The sequence below is a fragment of the Paenibacillus daejeonensis DSM 15491 genome (genome assembly GCF_000378385.1).
In the GTDB taxonomy this organism is placed as follows: Bacteria; Bacillota; Bacilli; order Paenibacillales; family Paenibacillaceae; genus Paenibacillus_D; species Paenibacillus_D daejeonensis.
Map to the genome: position 1 here is coordinate 109,439 of NZ_KB899675.1, position 16,290 is coordinate 125,728.

A 16,290-nucleotide genomic window follows, 5' to 3' on the forward strand; every position below is an offset into this window, starting at 1 on the left:
GGTTGAAGATGAAGCAAGCATTTATCATCCTGGCGGCGGCGTTGCTCCTCGCCAGTATCCGTCCGGCACCGGCTGCAGCGGCGCCGTATGAAGGATATGTCTATTCCTATTGGGGAGAAGCTGTTCATTCGCCGATTGCTTACCTGCCCAGTCGTTCGATTACCGGCCAGGAGGCGGGAGGCGAGGCTTGGCTTGCTGCCAATGACTTGTTCGCGACGGCTGATGGTTTGCTGTACATTCTGGATTCCGAATCCGGCAGCATCACCGTACTGGATCAGGAGTGGCAGCTGGCCAGCCGGATTGAATCGTTCGAGCGGGACGGTGAGCAGGACCAGTTCCGCAATCCAGAGGGCCTCTTCGTCACGCCGGCGGGTCATATCTATGTGGCGGATACTGACAACGGACGTGTCATTGAGCTTGGTCCGGGCGGCGAGTTTATCCGGGAGATCGGAGCGCCGGAATCCGACGTGCTGAGCGCAGGGTTTACCTTTTTTCCGCGCAAAGTGATTGTCGACAAGGCTGGACGAATCTATGTGATTGCCCGGGGCGTATTCGATGGCATTATCGAGTTTGACAGCGATGGCGTATTTACCGGGTTTATGGGAACGAATCGCGTGGCCTTTGACCCGATCGACCTGTTCTGGAAGACGATCTCTACCCAAGAGCAGCGTGACAAGATGATCCGCTTCGTGCCGATTGAATTTAATAATCTGGCCTTGGACCAAGAGGGATTCATCTATACCACGACAGCGGACCGGACTTCATTGTCCCCGGTGAAGCGGCTCAATCCGTCGGGCATTGATGTCCTCCGGATCAGTGATGAGTATTTGGCGCCAATCGGTGATTACTCCCGTGTGCGATCCACGTTCATCGATATTGATGCTGCCATGAGCGGGGTCTACCGGGTCCTGGATTCCACGCGGGGCCGGGTATTTACCTACAACGAGGATGGCAGTCTGCTCTATGTGGTCGGAGGGCTGGGCAACCAGCAAGGCACCTTCAGGAGTCCAGTGGCTATTGCCAACTATGAAGACCGTCTGTACGTATTGGACCGGGATCTCGGACGTGTGACAGAATTCGAAGCGACACGCTTCGGCCAGCTGGTCAATGAGGCCAATGCGCTATACGCGGGCGGCAAGCATCATGAGGCGGCCGGGCTGTGGCGGGAAGTCATCAAGCTGGATGCCAATTATGAGATGGCCTATGTCGGTATCGGCAAGTCGCTGCTCCGGCAGGGCGAATTTCAGTCAGCGCTGACGTATCTCAAGCTGGGCAACGACCGGATTTATTACTCCAAGGCACTGGCCAAGTACCGAAGAGAATATATGCAGGAGAACTTTGGCTTCTACATGACGATTCTGCTGCCCATCCTCTTGGTCGGCTTCATCGGGCGAACTCTGATGCGCAGACATAGGAAGGAGGCACAGGTCCATGCAGTTTCTCAGGGACGCTAGATATACGCTCCATGTCGCCTTTCATCCCTTTGATGGATTCTGGGACTTGAAGTATGAGGAGCGGGGGCGGTTGCGGATCGCCTTATCCATTCTGCTGGCCGTGACGCTGACCATGATTCTCAAACGGCAGTTTTCCGGCTACGTAGTCAATTTCAATCATCCGCTGGAGCTGAACAGTATTAATGAACTGAAATACATCATTATTCCATTCTTGCTCTGGTGTGTGGCCAACTGGTCGCTCACTACACTCATGGATGGCGAGGGCAAGTTCCGGGAAATTGTGATTGCAACAGGCTATGCGATGATGCCGCTCATTCTCGTCTATGTGCCCAATATGCTGCTGAGCAACGTCATTACGCTGCGGGAGGCATCCTTTTATTACGTCTTGGAAACGGTAGCCTATCTCTGGTTCATTTGGCTGCTGTTCATCGGCACGATGACGGTACATCAATACACTGTATTAAAGACCATATGGACTATGCTGCTGACGCTGGTCGTGATTGGCGTCATGATTTTCCTGGGCTTGTTGTTTTTTAGTGTCATCCAGCAGTTCGTGAGTTTCGTGTACACCATCTATCAGGAGCTTACGTTACGAAGATGAGAAAGGAGGGCGCGCGGTGAAGCAGCGTTTGAAGCGCAGGCTCGCAGGGCTGGTCCTAACAGGCTTGGTCGGGTGCCTGGCGTTCACCCAGAGTGCCACGATCGTGCAATCGACCGAAATCGAGGCTCCAGAGCAGCAGATAGAGGCGAATGACGATTCAGCTGTGTCATCGGCTGAAGCTCTGGAAGAGATGCAGGTCATGGCGGAGAATGAGCACCTCGTACTCTATTTACATCCAGAGACAACTCAGGTGGCTGTACGACATAAGGAGAGTGAAGCGGTCTGGCACTCGAACCCGCCAGACCGCGATACCGATGCATTGGCTACGGGATACAACAAGGCCAAGCTGAACGTGCAGTTTGAACTGACGTATTACGACGATGCGGGCAACGCGATGCGCTATGACAACTATACGCATAGTGTCCTCAATGGCCAGTTCGAGATAGAGCAGGCAGAGGATGGTGCAACGATCGTCTATACGCTGGGGGATGTAGTCGGAGATCTGGATGCCATTCCTAAATTCATTAGCGCCGAGCGGTTCCAGACCATCATTCTGGACCGTCTCTCCAGCGAGGCCGACCAGCGGGAGGTCGGTCTGCGCTTCCGGTTCGATGAAGAGCAGCAGCACTATGAACGCAGGGATTCGGCACTCCGGGGCGTAGGCCTGACCAAACTGCTGGGCCTCTTCGAGGAGATCGGTTATGACGAGGCGGAGCGGGCGGTGGATAAGGAAGCCTATGGAGAGGCTGCCGATGGACCGTTGGGTGTACGCGTGCCGCTCACGTACTCTCTGGAGGGTGAGGAGTTGGCGGTGTCGATCGCGGCCGCAGGGATGGAGTATCCCGAGACCATGAACATTCAGGCGATATCGGTACTACCGTTCTTTGGCGCCAGCGGACAGAGGGATGAGGGATATATCGTCGTGCCGGACGGGTCCGGTTCCCTGATCCGATTCAATAACGGGCGCACCTATGCTGCGCCGTACAGGACGCCGTTGTACGGCGCCGATGCGGCGATGAGTCAGATAATCAACAGGCAGCAAACCGTGCCTGCCCGGCTGCCCATATTCGGGATGAGCTATGGGGACAGAGGCTTTCTGGCCATCATTGAGCAGGGCGACGCCGTAGCTACCGTAGAGGCCGATGTCAGCGGACGATTGAATGCGTACAACAATGTCTATCCGACATTTACGATCCTGGGTCACGAGGAAGTGACGCTAAGTAATGGCTGGCGCTCGAGTACGATCAAACGATTCCAGTCCGAGCCCTACCGGGGAGAGATTGCGGTTCGTTATCAATTCCTTGGCGAAGAGGGCAGTACCTATGCCGACATGGCTGCCAGCTACCGCGAGTATCTGGTCCGGACGACAGGCATGGCACCCCTGGAGGGGAGCACAGGGGTACCGTTTTATGTCGAGCTGATCGGCGGAATCCCCAAGCAGAAGTTCTTCCTGGGCATCCCCTATCATGCCTATGAACCGTTGACGACCTTCGACCAGGCAGCGGACATCTTGAATCGGATGCAGGAGGAAGGCATTGGCAACATTATGCTGCGCTATACCGGGTGGTTCAACAACGGTATCCGCCACAACCTGCCCAGCTCCGTCAAGGTGGATAAGAAATTGGGCGGCAGCAGAGGACTGCGCGAGCTGCAGAGCTATGCGGAGGCTGGTGGCATCACGCTGTTCCCAGATGCCAGCTTTCAGGAGGCAGCGCCTAGAGCACGCGGCTTCAGCAGATCCAGCCAAGCCGCCCGCTTCATCACCGGCAAAGTGGCCGCCCGCTATCCGTATAATACGGCAACCTATGCACAGGACCTGGACGCCGAGCCGGGCTATGTCGTCAGTCCGCAGGCATTGCCTGCCATCGTGGACGGATTCATCGATGACTACCGCCGAATGGGGTTATCGGGATTGTCTCTTCGTGACCTGGGGAGTGAGCTCAATGCCGATTACAACCGCGAGCGCGTCATTGACCGGGAAGCAGCCAAAGGGATTGTCCAAGAGCAGCTGACCAAGCTTGGCGAGACGGCTCCGGACTTGCTGATTGAGGGAGGAAATGCCTATGCCGCGCCATATGCACGTCATATTGTCGATGCGCCGATGACAGACAGCGGGTTCAATATCACGGACGAGAGCGTTCCGTTGTTCCAATTGGTGTATCACGGCTACAAGAGCTATGCGGGCATGCCGTGGAATCTCGCGGATAACCAGGATGCCAGGGCGAATTTCCTGAAGGCGCTGGAGACGGGAGCTGGTCTTCATTACACCTGGTTCCATGCAGAGGCATCGGCTATCAAAATGACCGGATTTGACCATTTGTACTCGGCCGATTACCGGAGCTGGCTGGACGAGGCGGCGGAGCAATACCGGGAATTGACCCAGGTGATCGGGGATGTAGCCGACGAGGTCATCGACGATCACGCCAAACTGGCCGAGGGCGTTTACCAGACGACCTATGCCCAGGGCAAGATGATTATCGTGAATTACAATGACGCTGCCATCGAGATAGACGGCGTTCGAATCGAAGCAATGGACTACTGGATGGGAGGTGGAGGGTCATGAGATTCAGGAAGCTTTCCCTGGAGCAAAAAAACCGCTATTACGGCATCTATTTCATTCTGCCTTGGCTGATCGGCTTCCTGTTCCTGTTTCTCGTGCCGCTGATTGCGTCATTTCGGTACAGCCTCAGCAATCTTCAAGTGACGAATGAAGGCTTCACCTTGAATCATATTGGCTGGTCCAATTATCGCGAGGCGCTACTGTCGCACGAGTCGTATTTGCGTACCCTTACGGGATCGCTCCTGAATATTGGCGTCAACACTCCGCTGATTGTTATTTTCAGCCTGTTCTTTGCCGTGCTGCTTAATCAGAAGTTCAGAGGGCGCATTCTGGCGCGGGCGATTTTCTTCCTGCCCGTTATCCTGGCTTCGGGCATCATCGCCAGCATTGAGAGCGGCGACTTGATGCAATCGGTCGTCAGCAATGCCAGTGAGACGACCGGGGGCGGCTTGGCGATTATGGATAATCTCGAGCTCACGGTCATGCTGGTCGAATCGGGGATGAGCGTCACCTTTGTCGAGTATCTGACAGGTGCGGTTAGTCGGATCTACGAGATTATCAGTCAATCCGGCGTTCAGATTCTCATCTTTCTCGCAGGGCTGCAATCCATCTCGCCTTCCTTGTACGAGGCGGCCAAGATCGAAGGCTCGACCGGCTATGAAGCGTTCTGGAAGATTACGTTTCCAATGATCAGCCCGTTGATTCTGACGAATCTGGTCTATACGATTATCGACAGCTTCATCCGTGACGAAACGAGCCGGATGATTGTCGATACGGCATTCCAGAGCTTTGATTTTGGCCTTAGCGCTGCGATGGCGTGGATGTACTTCGCGGTTATTGCGATTGTCTTATGGGTGACGACGGCGATTGTATCACGCAAGGTATTCTATCAAGATTAGCCTGGGGGTGAACAGATGAAAAGCGAAGTTGCCGCAGAGGGGCAGCCGGTCAAGGAACGATGGCTGCAGCGCAAGGCATCCGCGTCATACTGGCTGGAAGCGGCGAAGAAATGGTCTTGGATGATCGTCCGGTTTGTGTTGATATTCGGGATTTCCTTCATCATTATCTATCCAATCCTGCTGAAGCTGTCAATCGCGTTCAAGAGTCGGGAGGACTTGTATGATTCCATGGTAATCTGGGTGCCCAGGGCGTTGACGCTGGAGAACTTCAAGCTGGTCTATCAGGCGATGAATTATCCCGCAGTCCTGCTTAATACCCTGCTGCTCTCGGGTGTTGTCATGTGCTTAACGACGCTGACCTGCGTGCTGGCTGGCTATGGCTTCTCCCGCATACGCATCCGGGGGAGCGGACTGTTGTTTGCAGCTGTCATCTTTACGATCCTGGTACCTACGCATACCATCATGGTGCCGCTGTATTTAAATTTCAAATCCTTTGATATCTTCGGGCTGTTTGCTCTCATGCGCGGGGAACCGCTCAATCTGATCAATACGTATTGGCCTTTTATTTTGTCTGCGGCGCTCGGTATGGGGGTCAAGACGGGGTTGTATGTCTACATTTTCCGGCAGTTCTTCAAAGGCATTCCGCGCGAAATTGAAGAGGCGGCTTACGTGGACGGAGCCAATTATTTTGCCACCTTTATGCGAGTGGTGCTGCCCAATGCGGTACCGGCCATGGTGACGGTGATGCTGTTTTCCTTTGTATGGCAATGGAATGACAGCTTCTTCACCAACATGTACCTCAACGAGCCGAAGGTCATGTCATCGATGATGGCCTCCTCGGCATACTCGATCGCGACGTTCCTCAGCGGAGGCGGCCAAGCGGAGATGGCCCGTTATGTGCAAGACCCGTTCTTCATGTCGATGATGATGAATACGAGTGTATTGATGGCCATTCTGCCGCTCATTATTTTGTATCTGTTTGTGCAGCGTCATTTTGTTGAATCAGTTGAACGTTCGGGATTGGTAGGTTAATTATGGAAAGGCGGATGAAAAAGACATTGACTACTTTGGCATTGGCAACGTTGTGTACCTCAGCAATTGGCGTGTATGCCGTCATGACTCCCGGAACGAGCACGCCGGAAGCGCCTGTAGTGCCGGCAGAACAGTCGGGTGAGCAGACGACGGTTACCATAGAGCAGCAGACTAAGGAAGCGGCGGCAGTCGTCATTCAGGTGAACGGAGCCGTCCGGTATCAGACGATTGATAATTTTGGCGCCTCGGATGCCTGGTCCATGGACCCGCTCGGCAAGCACTGGACGGAAGAGAACAAGAAGCTTGTGGCGGATCTGCTCTTCTCACAGGACAAAGGGATTGGCCTCTCGGCCTGGCGGTTTAATATTGGCGCGGGCTCGACGGAGACGGATCAGGACATCATTCCAGATCCGTGGCGGCGGGCGGAAGCGTTCAAGATGACGGAGGACGGAGCCTACGACTGGAGCAAGCAGGCGGGCCAGCAGTGGTTCCTGCGGGCTGCCCGGGAACGTGGAGTAGATACGCTGATTGCGTTCGTGAACAGTCCGCCGGTCTGGATGACCAAGAATGGCCACGGGCAGCCTGATGAGTCCGTAGGGTCGACCAATCTGAAGGATGGATATGAGCAGCCGTTTGCGCAATATTTGACCGACGTGCTGGCCTATTTTGAATCGCAGGGTCTGGGTTTCGATTATATTAGCCCCATTAATGAGCCTACCTGGGATTGGAACCGCGCGCACCAGGAAGGGAACCGGTACAATAACGAAGATTTGAAGCGTGTCATCCTGGCCTTGCACCGGCAGCTGCAGAAGAGCGGCCTGGATGCCCAGATCAGCGCTCCCGACGGCGTCGAGATCCATGCGTTGCTGGATGACGAATATTATCGCCGCTTCTCCGGTGGTGAGCATTATACCGGCGGAGCGAACGGGCTCGGTCTGGGGAGTTACCGGGAATATATCAAGGAGCTGCTGGGTGACCCGGAGTTGAAGGAAGCCGTCGGCAACAAGATTGCCTCTCATTCGTACTGGTCGGATTACAGCCGCCCGGGCGATGACCGGCTGGGTGAGCTGCGGGAGCTGTTGGCCGAGAATCTGAAAGCTTACGATCCAGAGGCCAAATACTGGGTGACGGAATATTGCATCCTCGGCGAAGATGGTCCGGGCAGGGATCTGGGGATGGATTCGGCGCTGCGCATGGCCCGTACGATCCACTTCGATCTGACATTGTCCCATGCTGCAGCCTGGCAGTGGTGGACGGCCGTCTCCAAGGTGGATTATAAGGATGGCTTGGTCTATACGGATTTTCAAGAGCCAGGCGATGAACAGAATATCCTAACGTCCAAGCTTCTATGGACACTAGGTAACTATAGCAAATTCATCCGGCCTGGCGCGGTGCGTATTGCGCTGGCCGGACTCGAGGAAGACACACACGGCAGCGGACTGCTAGGGTCTGCGTATATTCATGAGGAAGACCGGACGGTGACGGCTGTATTCATTAATGATAGCGATGGAGAACAGCAGGTAAACCTGACGCTGCAGGGGCTGGAAGTTTACGATGGTCTCGCAGCGCTGCAGTTCTACGTTACCTCGGCAACTGCTGATCTGGAACGCCGGGAGGATGTGCGGGTTCAAGAGAATGGCGCATTCGAGACTACAATCCCCGCTCGATCCGTAGTGACGCTGACCACCTCTGCTTCTTAACATTTGGGACGCCTTTCGCATAACTGGGAAGGCGTCTTTTTGATCGCTTGAACGAGATCCTGCGGCGTCCGCTGCGGACCCGGGCAAGCACTGGAGATTGAAGTGTTCTGGCGGCTTTTGCATACATTATGAATCCTTTTGGGTAGAAGTACGGTATTATACTAGTAAGATGTTATCCAGGCGAGGAGGCGTGTGTTATGGGGATCCTGTCCCGGTTTAGAGATATTATGAGAAGTAATGTCAATTCGTGGGTAAATAAAAATGAGCGTCCTGATCGAACGATTGATGAGTATATGCGTACGCTGCAGAGTGATCTTGGCCAAGTGAAGGCGGAGACCGTAGCGATGCAAGCAGAGGTCGGCCGTACGAAGCGGGCGTGGAATGAGGCGCGCTCGGAGATCACCAAGCTGCAACGGTATGCCGAGCGCTCTGTGGAGAATGGCGACGAGGATGCGGCGCTGAGATTTCTGGAGCAAAAGGCCGCTCGCGCGGCCAAGGAGCCGCAGCTCAAGGCGGCTTATGAGCTGGCCTCTACCAAGGCGGAGAAGATGAGCCAGATGCAGGAGAAGCTGGTCGCCGATGTGAGGCAACTGGAGCTGCGACAGGCGGAGCTGAAAGGCAAAATGGCCGATGCCCGTGCCCAGCAGCAGCGCAACGAAATGAATGCGGGCGGTACCGGACTGTCTTCCTTTGGCGCGGCGGAAGCCAAGGTGAATCAAGCGTACGATGAGGCCATGGCGCTGGCTGAGCTGCGTTCGGAGCAGGAGAGCGACCTTGACGAGTTGTTCGCGGAGCTGGAGAAACAAATCGCCGCCGAAGGGAAGGCGGAAGATCCGCAGCAGGAGCTTGCAGCGTTGAAAACGAAGACGGAAAACTAGTGGTTGAGAGAGAGAGAAGCGAGGTGAGAGGATGCCGGTTGTAGAATACAAATGTCCCAACTGCGGCAGCGGAATGAACTTTGACAGTGCCTCTGGCATGCTGTCCTGCCCCAGCTGTGGAAGGCAAGACAAGATCGATGATACCTCCGATCCGCTCTTGGTCCAGACCTTTGAAGAGGGCGAAGCGGTGGAATACCACTGTAACAGCTGCGGCGCGGATATCATTACCGATCCGGAGACATCAGCGACCACGTGCAGCTTTTGTGGTTCTGCGGTTGTCCTGGCAGATCGTCTCAGCGGCCAGCTGGCACCCTCCAAGGTCATTCCGTTCGCCATCAGCAAGCAGCAGGCAGAGCAGGCGTTCCGCAAGTGGTGTCGGGGCGGCCTGGTCACGCCGAAGGGCTTTATGACGGCTGACCGGATCAAGAGTATTACCGGCATGTATGTGCCCTTCTGGCTGTATGAGCTGAACAATGAAATTGAGGTGCAGGGTCATGGCACGAAGGTAAGAACCTATACCCGAGGGGACTACCGTTATACCGAAACGCAGCATTTCGAGGTATACCGCAAGATCCGGTTGAACTACAACAAGGTGCCGGTGGATGCTTCAGAGAAGATGAAGGACGAATTGATGGATCGGCTGGAGCCATTCCCTTATGGACAGCTCAAAACCTTCAACTCACCTTATCTGGCAGGTTACATCGCGGAGAAATACAGCTTCGATGAGAAGCAGCTGTTTCCCCGGGTGAAGACCAAGATCGCACCGTTTATTAACTCCTACATCCAATCGACAGTCCGGGGGTACGCCTCGATGAGCTACAGCCGCAAGGATATCGACACCCGGCTGACGCATGCGGATTATGCCTTGCTGCCGGTATGGATGGTACACTATGATTACAATAATACAGGATACACCTTTGCGATGAACGGGCAGACTGGTAAGGTTGTCGGTAAACCGCCAATAAGTAAAGGGAAAGTAGCGGCGTGGTTCGGCGGTGTCGCAGCCGTGACGCTGCTCACGCTCAAGACGGTATCGTGGGCGATGGGAGGCGGTTTCCTATGAGGCGCTCATCCCTAACGGCGATGCTGCTGTTGTTGATAGGCTTGCTCGTTCTGCCGGCTAGTGGTCTGGCGGCCGACAAACAGCTGATCTTTGATGAGGCGGGACTGCTGTCCCCGGAGGAGGTCCAGGAGCTCAATGCCCTGGCGAACCAGTTGGGGGCTGAGCGGCAGACGGATTTTATTATTATCACCTCGTCTAATACAGAGAATAAAGATGTTGCGATGATAACCAATGATTTTTATGACGAGAATCTGCCTGGTGAGAATGCGGCCATTCTGACAATGGATATGAGAAACAGGCAAGTTGACCTGGGAGGCTTTTACTTAGCCGAAGAATATCTCGATAATAGCAGATTAGACAAGATTCGCAATGGGATCACGCCCGCTCTCAGTGCAGGCAACTATGCGGATGCTTTTCGGGAGTTTCTTAAAGAGTCACATCGGTACATGGGGTACGAGCCGGGCTTTAATCCTGATAATATTCTGTTTCAGACCTGGTTCCAGGTTGCTGTCTCCCTGGCTCTGGGTGGACTGGTAGTGAGTGTGATGGTTTTCCGGAGTGGTGGCCGGGTGACCATAAACCGACAAACCTATGAGGATAGTGGCTCCTCTGGCGTGCTGGCCCATCGTGACACATACTTGCGTACAACAACGACCAAGACCAAGATTCCGCGCAATAATGGCGGGGGTGGCGGAGGCGGTGGCGGCGGGATGACCCGCGGCGGCCACTCGCGAAGCGGTAGCAGAGGTTCATTTTAAGAGAAGGGACGATGTGCAATGGTATTCTTTCGCAACCAATTCGCCAACGTAGTGGAATGGGAAGAGTTCAGAGACGATATGATTTTCTGGAAGTGGAGCAACAAGGAGATCAAGAAAGGCAGTAAGCTGATCATCCGTCCGGGGCAGGACGCGATTTTCTTCAATAACGGCAAGATTGAGGGCGTGTTCGAGCAGGAGGGCGACTACAATATCGACTCCGAGATCATTCCGTTTCTCTCCACACTTAAAGGGTTCAAATTCGGTTTTAACAGTGGCATGCGGGTGGAAGTGCTCTTCGTCAATACGAAGGAGTTCACGGTACGTTGGGGTACGCAAAATCCCGTACTCATTCCGACGCCTCAATTGCCGGGTGGGATGCCGATTCGGGCTAACGGAACGTTCAACTTCAAGGTCAATGACTACGTGACGCTGATCGACAAAATTGCCGGCGTGCGCAACAGCTATCTGGTTGAGGACGTACGGATTCGCATTACCTCGGCGCTGGACCAACTGCTGATGAAGTGGATCAGCCGCGAGGGCAAGGACATGTTTAACCTGCAGGCGAATGCGCATGATATCGCCAAGGGGATTCACGAGGATCTGGACATGGAGATTCTGAACAATGGCATCACGATCACCGGCTTCAATGTCATGAGCTTCAACTATCCGAAGGAGATCCAGGACATGATCACCAAGACCGCCTCGCATGAGATGGTCGGTAATGTCGGCAAGTATCAGCAGATCTCGATGACCGACGGTATTGCCTCCGGTAAGGTGCAAGGCGGCGGCGCGGCCTCGGATATGGCCGGCATGATGATGGGCATGAACATGGCGAACGAAATGATGAAGAACATGAACCAGCAAGGCCAGAATCAAGGGCAAGGCGGCAATCAAGGCGGGGGCCAGGGAGGCAGCCAAGGTGGAGGCCAAGGGGGCAACCAGAATCAGCAGTCTTCCTCTGGCGGCGGCTCCGACTCTTCGTCCTCCAGCGGTCAGGCCAAGCCCAATTTCTGCCCGAACTGCGGCGCCAAGAACGAAGGAGCCAACTTCTGTTCGAACTGCGGCCACAAGCTGGGATAGCCTTAACTTTCGAGCAAGCTCCCGAGCAAGCTCCGAATGAACACCAAAGCGCAGCCTTCATCCCCACTTTCGAAGCGGGGATGGAGGCTTTTTTTTGTGGGTCGAGGCCGTGCCCCGTCGGACATGCCTGCTGGCGTTAGCTGTAACTCACCTTTCTTCCTCTATTTGCTCGCACCCCCTCCAGCCACCCGCAGTAGCACACCTTTTTTCCTTTATTTGCACCCATCCCCGCCATCTGCGCGCTGTAGCGCACTTTTCTTCCTTTATTTCCTCGCATCTCCACCATCGGCCCGCTGTAGCGCACTTTTCTTCCTTTATTTGCTCACATCCCCGCCATCCACCCGCTGTAGCACACCTTTCTTCCTCTATTTGCTCGCATCCCCACCATCCGCCCGCAGTAGCGCACCTTTCTTCCTCTAATTGCGCGCACCCCATCCAGCCACCCGCAGTAGCGCACCATTCTTCCTCTATTTGCTCGTATCCCCGCCATCCGCCCGCAGTAGCATACCTTTCTTCCTTTATTTGCACCCGTCCCCCCGCTGTAACTCCTCACATTGAAAGTCAGAATATGGTGCTGTTCAGCGTTGGCGATTGGGATGCGTAACAAGAGGGGGGCTCTGTCATTGGCAGGATAACAAATGTTAGATAACATGACGCGTTTGAATTGACGCTGTATTTTAATGTGCCTATAATCTAGTAAAACCGACATGGCGTCTACATGTCCTACTATCATTGAATGGATTTGAGTTAAGTTAGTTGACAAACGATTTGTGTGTAGATGATATTCCTGCTGCTGCGATACGAAAGGATGGGATCTCAATGAGACAAGGCTGGCAAGACGCGCTGAAGAGGGAGCTTCCGGAGGAAGCGCTGCTGTGGGACCATGCATCACTAGTGAAGTTCTCGAATGATATGCATCATCTCTCCCCGGTGCTGGAAGAGGCACTGGAGGGTAAAATAGCAGACTGCATCGCAGTCCCGCGCACGCTGGAGGAGCTGGATCAGGTCATTATCGTAGCTGCCAGCTATGAGGTTCCTCTAACCCCCAGAGGCGGCGGGACGTGCAACTATGGTCAATGTGTCCCGCTGACTGGCGGCATCGTCGTGGATGTCACCAAGCTGAACCGGGTGATCGAGCTGGGCGAAGGGTTTATGCGGGTGGAGCCGGGGGCCAATATGGGACGGATGGAAACCCTGGCCCGCGAGGCAGGGCAAGAAATGCTGCTGTTGCCGACTACTTTTAAAAAATCGACCTTGGCTGGCTTCATTATGGGTGGCTTCGGCGGTGTGGGTTCCATCGCTTGGGGTACCATCTGGGATGGTATGGTGGAGAGCTTGTCCATTCGGACGGTAGAGGCCGAGCCGCAGACGATCCTTGTTGAGGGGCAGAACATCCAGCCCTACCTGCACAGCTACGGCACGATCGGAATTATTACCGAGATTCGAGTTAAGCTGGCCCCCAAAACGAAATGGATTCAGTACGGGGTGACCTTTGACGATTGGCAGACGGCGGCTCAATTTGGTTATGCCCTGGCTGATAATCCAGTGATCCGAAAGCGCTTGGTTTCAGTGAACGAATGGCCGATTCCTTCGTATTTCACACCGTTTCAGCTGCCTTCGGACCGCGCGTTGGTGTTCGTCATGCTGGATGCAGATCATGAGGATCAGCTGCGTGCACTGACGGAGGCGTGGAATGGCCGTGTAGATATGGAGCTGCCGTATGATGAATACCACAAGAAGCTGGGGATATCGGACTTCTCATTCGGCCATTATCGTCTCTGGGTGCAGAAGAAGGATCCTGCGTATACGAATATCCAGCTGTTCCTGGACCCGAGCCGTTACCTGGAGCAATTCGAAGCGATCAAGGCGGAGTTCCCTGACTTGCTGGTGCATATCGAATACATGATTCGGGGCGGCAAACTGGCGATGATGGGGACGCCGATCTTCCGCTATCAGACGGAGGCGCGTATTCAACAGCTAAAAGCCTGCTGTATCGCACACGGTGCCAAGGTGGATGACCCGCATACCTATGATTTGGAAGGCGGCGGGCGCGCCTATGCGGTCGATACGCTGTGGTCGATCAAACGACAAAACGACCCGTTGCTGCTGCTCAATCAAGGGAAGCTATCGCAGCCCGAGGCGGCTTTGTAATGGGTGCGCTCAGCTTGCAGTTCGGCGGAGTAACGGTGGAGCGCGGGGTGCCCTGTACCATGCGGGATGGCATCACTTTGTATGCTGATGTTTACCGCCCCGAGGGGGAAGACAAGCTCCCGGTATTGCTTATGCGTCAGCTCTATGGACGTGCGATTGCGTCGACGGTGACCTCGGCTCATCCACTGTGGTATGCGCGGCAAGGCTATATGGTAGTCGTCCAGGATGTGCGCGGTCGGGGAGAATCAGAAGGTGAGGCCGTGCCCTTTGCCCAGGAGGTGGAGGATGGCTATGACACGGTAGAATGGGCGGCGCAGCTGCCGCGTGCCAATGGCCGGGTCGGCATGTATGGGTTCTCGTATCAAGGCTCCGTGCAGTGGGCGGCTGCAGCGTCGGGCGCACCGAGTCTGATAGCCATCGCGCCGGGGATGTGTGCAGCTGATTTATATCATGGCCGCTTCTACCCGCATGGCCGATTTGCCTGGGGTGCGCAGCTCATGTGGGCGTTCCAGTTCTCCCGGGATGGTGCCAAGCGGGCAGGTGATGAGGAAGCAGCAGCTTATTGCGAACGCATGATGCGGGATGCCGGCGACCAGTTGTGGAAGCTACCGCTCACGGCCAGGCATCCGATTCTCGAACAGTATTGCCCATTCTTCTATGAATGGCTCAGTCATACCGAGTATGATGCGTATTGGGAACAACATAATTGGGTGCCGCGCTTGGTCGAGCGACCGATCCCCACACTCCAGATTGGCGGATGGTATGATACCTTTCTGCAGGGGACATTGCAAACCTACAACGCGCTTAGTGGAACGGAGACGGAGGATGTTTTTCATCGCCTGCTAATTGGGCCATGGGCGCATATCCCGTGGGGCCGAATGGCTGGCGGCGTCGATCATGGACCAGAGGCTGATGGCGATGTGCATCGTGAGCAGCTGCGCTGGTTCAATTATTGGCTAAAAGGCGAGCGGTCGGAGCAACTGGAGACGGAGCCCCCGATTCGCTATTACGAGCAGGGCAGTGGCCAGTGGCGGACGATGCAGGAATGGCCGGCTGCGGAGCATATGGGTGTGTTAGCGATTTCTCACGGTGCCGAAAATGTAGCCGTAGCGAGGAGAACAGCAGCGGCAAATGAACATCGCGTTCTTCACTCCAGTTCTCAGGATGTCGTGGCTTCCAGCGGGGCTTCGAGTGCGGTTGTCGAAGGGGATGGCCATACCTCCGATGCGGGGTCTCTGGTACAATACCCGCTGCGCTGGTATCTCTCGGGCTCTGCCAAACCGGCTAACGGTGCGTTGGGTGGTGGCAAGCTAACGAGCTCGCCGGAGGCAATTGAGGCGGCGGCGCCAGACGTTTATGTGTATGATGCGCGTTTGCCGATGCAGCTCGGCGGTTACCTGCCATTTGAGCGCAGCAGTCAGCAGGACCGCTATGAAATTCTGGTCTACACAAGTGACCCGTTCGATGTTCCTGCCTCATTGTCAGGGTTGCCTCGCTTAACCGTGCATTGCCAAACGATGGACGGTCCGACGGACCTAGTAGCTGTGCTGTCCGTTGTACAGCAGGGAGGCAAGGCGCGCTTCCTCTCCGTAGGCCGGATGGAGGTAGGGCGTGGAGAGGAGAATGGCGGGGGAGAGTGGCTACCGGCAACGATTGAGCTGCGGCCGCTGGCGATAGAGCTACAACCCGGTGAGCGTCTGCGGCTGGAATTGACCGGCAGCGCGTTTCCGCTGTTTGCCCGGCACCTGAACGGACTGCCGTCGGAGGAGATCCCCGATGCGGGGCCAGAACGGCTCAGCATCGCCACCGTAGCTGTCGCCAGTGAGCCGCAGATGCCCTCCATGCTGGTCATCGTGCCTCCGACGTCGTAGGAGGCGGTAATGCCGGTTGGCCGAGGATTGTATTTTCTCCCGGCTGGGGAGCCGTCAAGGACCGCACTTCACTTTTAAGAGAAGTCTGCGGTCCTTTTTGCAGTCTAAGCATTCTTAAGTCATCCCTCTCACACTCACCGCTCGCTGCCTCTAACGCAAGGAACTTTCGTTGCAGCGTCGAACGCGTGTCACCCGCTGCCTCTAAGGCAAGAAACTTTCGTTGCAGCGCCGAACGCGCGTCAC

General features: G+C 55.3%; 12 protein-coding genes. All 12 read left to right on the forward strand.

Annotated elements, in window-relative coordinates; translation table 11 throughout:
• The first annotated feature begins 8 nt into the window (after window positions 1–8).
• The 12 genes from F556_RS35555 to F556_RS38460 all read left to right on the forward strand — a co-directional run bounded on the left by F556_RS35555 (window position 9) and on the right by F556_RS38460 (window position 16,047).
• A complete protein-coding gene (locus F556_RS35555; protein WP_040718818.1) occupies window positions 9–1,454 on the forward strand; it encodes a hypothetical protein in 1,446 nt (481 codons plus the stop codon).
• Window positions 1,432–2,055, forward strand: a complete 624-nt coding sequence (locus F556_RS0129010) for a Yip1 family protein (protein ID WP_020620509.1) — start codon at window positions 1,432–1,434, stop codon at window positions 2,053–2,055. Before F556_RS35555 ends, F556_RS0129010 begins: the two co-directional genes overlap by 23 nt.
• Window positions 2,056–2,071: 16 nt before the next feature.
• Entirely contained in the window at window positions 2,072–4,618 is a 2,547-nt protein-coding gene (locus tag F556_RS35560; RefSeq protein WP_020620510.1) for a DUF5696 domain-containing protein, read from the forward strand.
• Complete coding sequence (locus tag F556_RS0129020) at window positions 4,615–5,514, forward strand: carbohydrate ABC transporter permease (protein ID WP_020620511.1); 900 nt, start codon at window positions 4,615–4,617, stop codon at window positions 5,512–5,514. The genes F556_RS35560 and F556_RS0129020 overlap by 4 nt, the downstream gene beginning before the upstream one ends.
• 15 nt (window positions 5,515–5,529) lie before the next feature.
• Window positions 5,530–6,546: a carbohydrate ABC transporter permease gene (locus tag F556_RS0129025; RefSeq protein WP_020620512.1), complete on the forward strand. Its 1,017-nt coding sequence runs from the start codon at window positions 5,530–5,532 to the stop codon at window positions 6,544–6,546.
• A 35-nt stretch (window positions 6,547–6,581) separates the two neighbouring features.
• Window positions 6,582–8,246: a glycoside hydrolase gene (locus tag F556_RS0129030; protein WP_245583153.1), complete on the forward strand. Its 1,665-nt coding sequence runs from the start codon at window positions 6,582–6,584 to the stop codon at window positions 8,244–8,246.
• 197 nt (window positions 8,247–8,443) lie between these two features.
• Complete coding sequence (locus F556_RS0129035; RefSeq protein WP_020620514.1) at window positions 8,444–9,124, forward strand: PspA/IM30 family protein; 681 nt, start codon at window positions 8,444–8,446, stop codon at window positions 9,122–9,124.
• A gap of 31 nt (window positions 9,125–9,155) precedes the next feature.
• The gene (locus tag F556_RS0129040; protein WP_020620515.1) at window positions 9,156–10,187 is read left to right on the forward strand and encodes a TFIIB-type zinc ribbon-containing protein; all 1,032 of its coding nucleotides are present in this window, start codon (window positions 9,156–9,158) and stop codon (window positions 10,185–10,187) included.
• Window positions 10,184–10,945, forward strand: coding sequence for a TPM domain-containing protein (locus tag F556_RS0129045; RefSeq protein WP_020620516.1), 762 nt, complete (start codon window positions 10,184–10,186; stop codon window positions 10,943–10,945). The genes F556_RS0129040 and F556_RS0129045 overlap by 4 nt, the downstream gene beginning before the upstream one ends.
• Window positions 10,946–10,963: 18 nt before the next feature.
• Window positions 10,964–12,025, forward strand: a complete 1,062-nt coding sequence (locus F556_RS0129050; RefSeq protein ID WP_020620517.1) for an SPFH domain-containing protein — start codon at window positions 10,964–10,966, stop codon at window positions 12,023–12,025.
• 819 nt (window positions 12,026–12,844) lie between these two features.
• Window positions 12,845–14,176 carry an FAD-binding oxidoreductase gene (locus F556_RS0129060; RefSeq protein ID WP_020620519.1) on the forward strand — a complete coding sequence of 444 codons (1,332 nt, stop codon included), beginning with the start codon at window positions 12,845–12,847 and terminating at the stop codon, window positions 14,174–14,176.
• Window positions 14,176–16,047 carry a CocE/NonD family hydrolase gene (locus tag F556_RS38460; RefSeq protein WP_020620520.1) on the forward strand — a complete coding sequence of 624 codons (1,872 nt, stop codon included), beginning with the start codon at window positions 14,176–14,178 and terminating at the stop codon, window positions 16,045–16,047. The genes F556_RS0129060 and F556_RS38460 overlap by 1 nt, the downstream gene beginning before the upstream one ends.
• Window positions 16,048–16,290 lie beyond the last annotated feature (243 nt).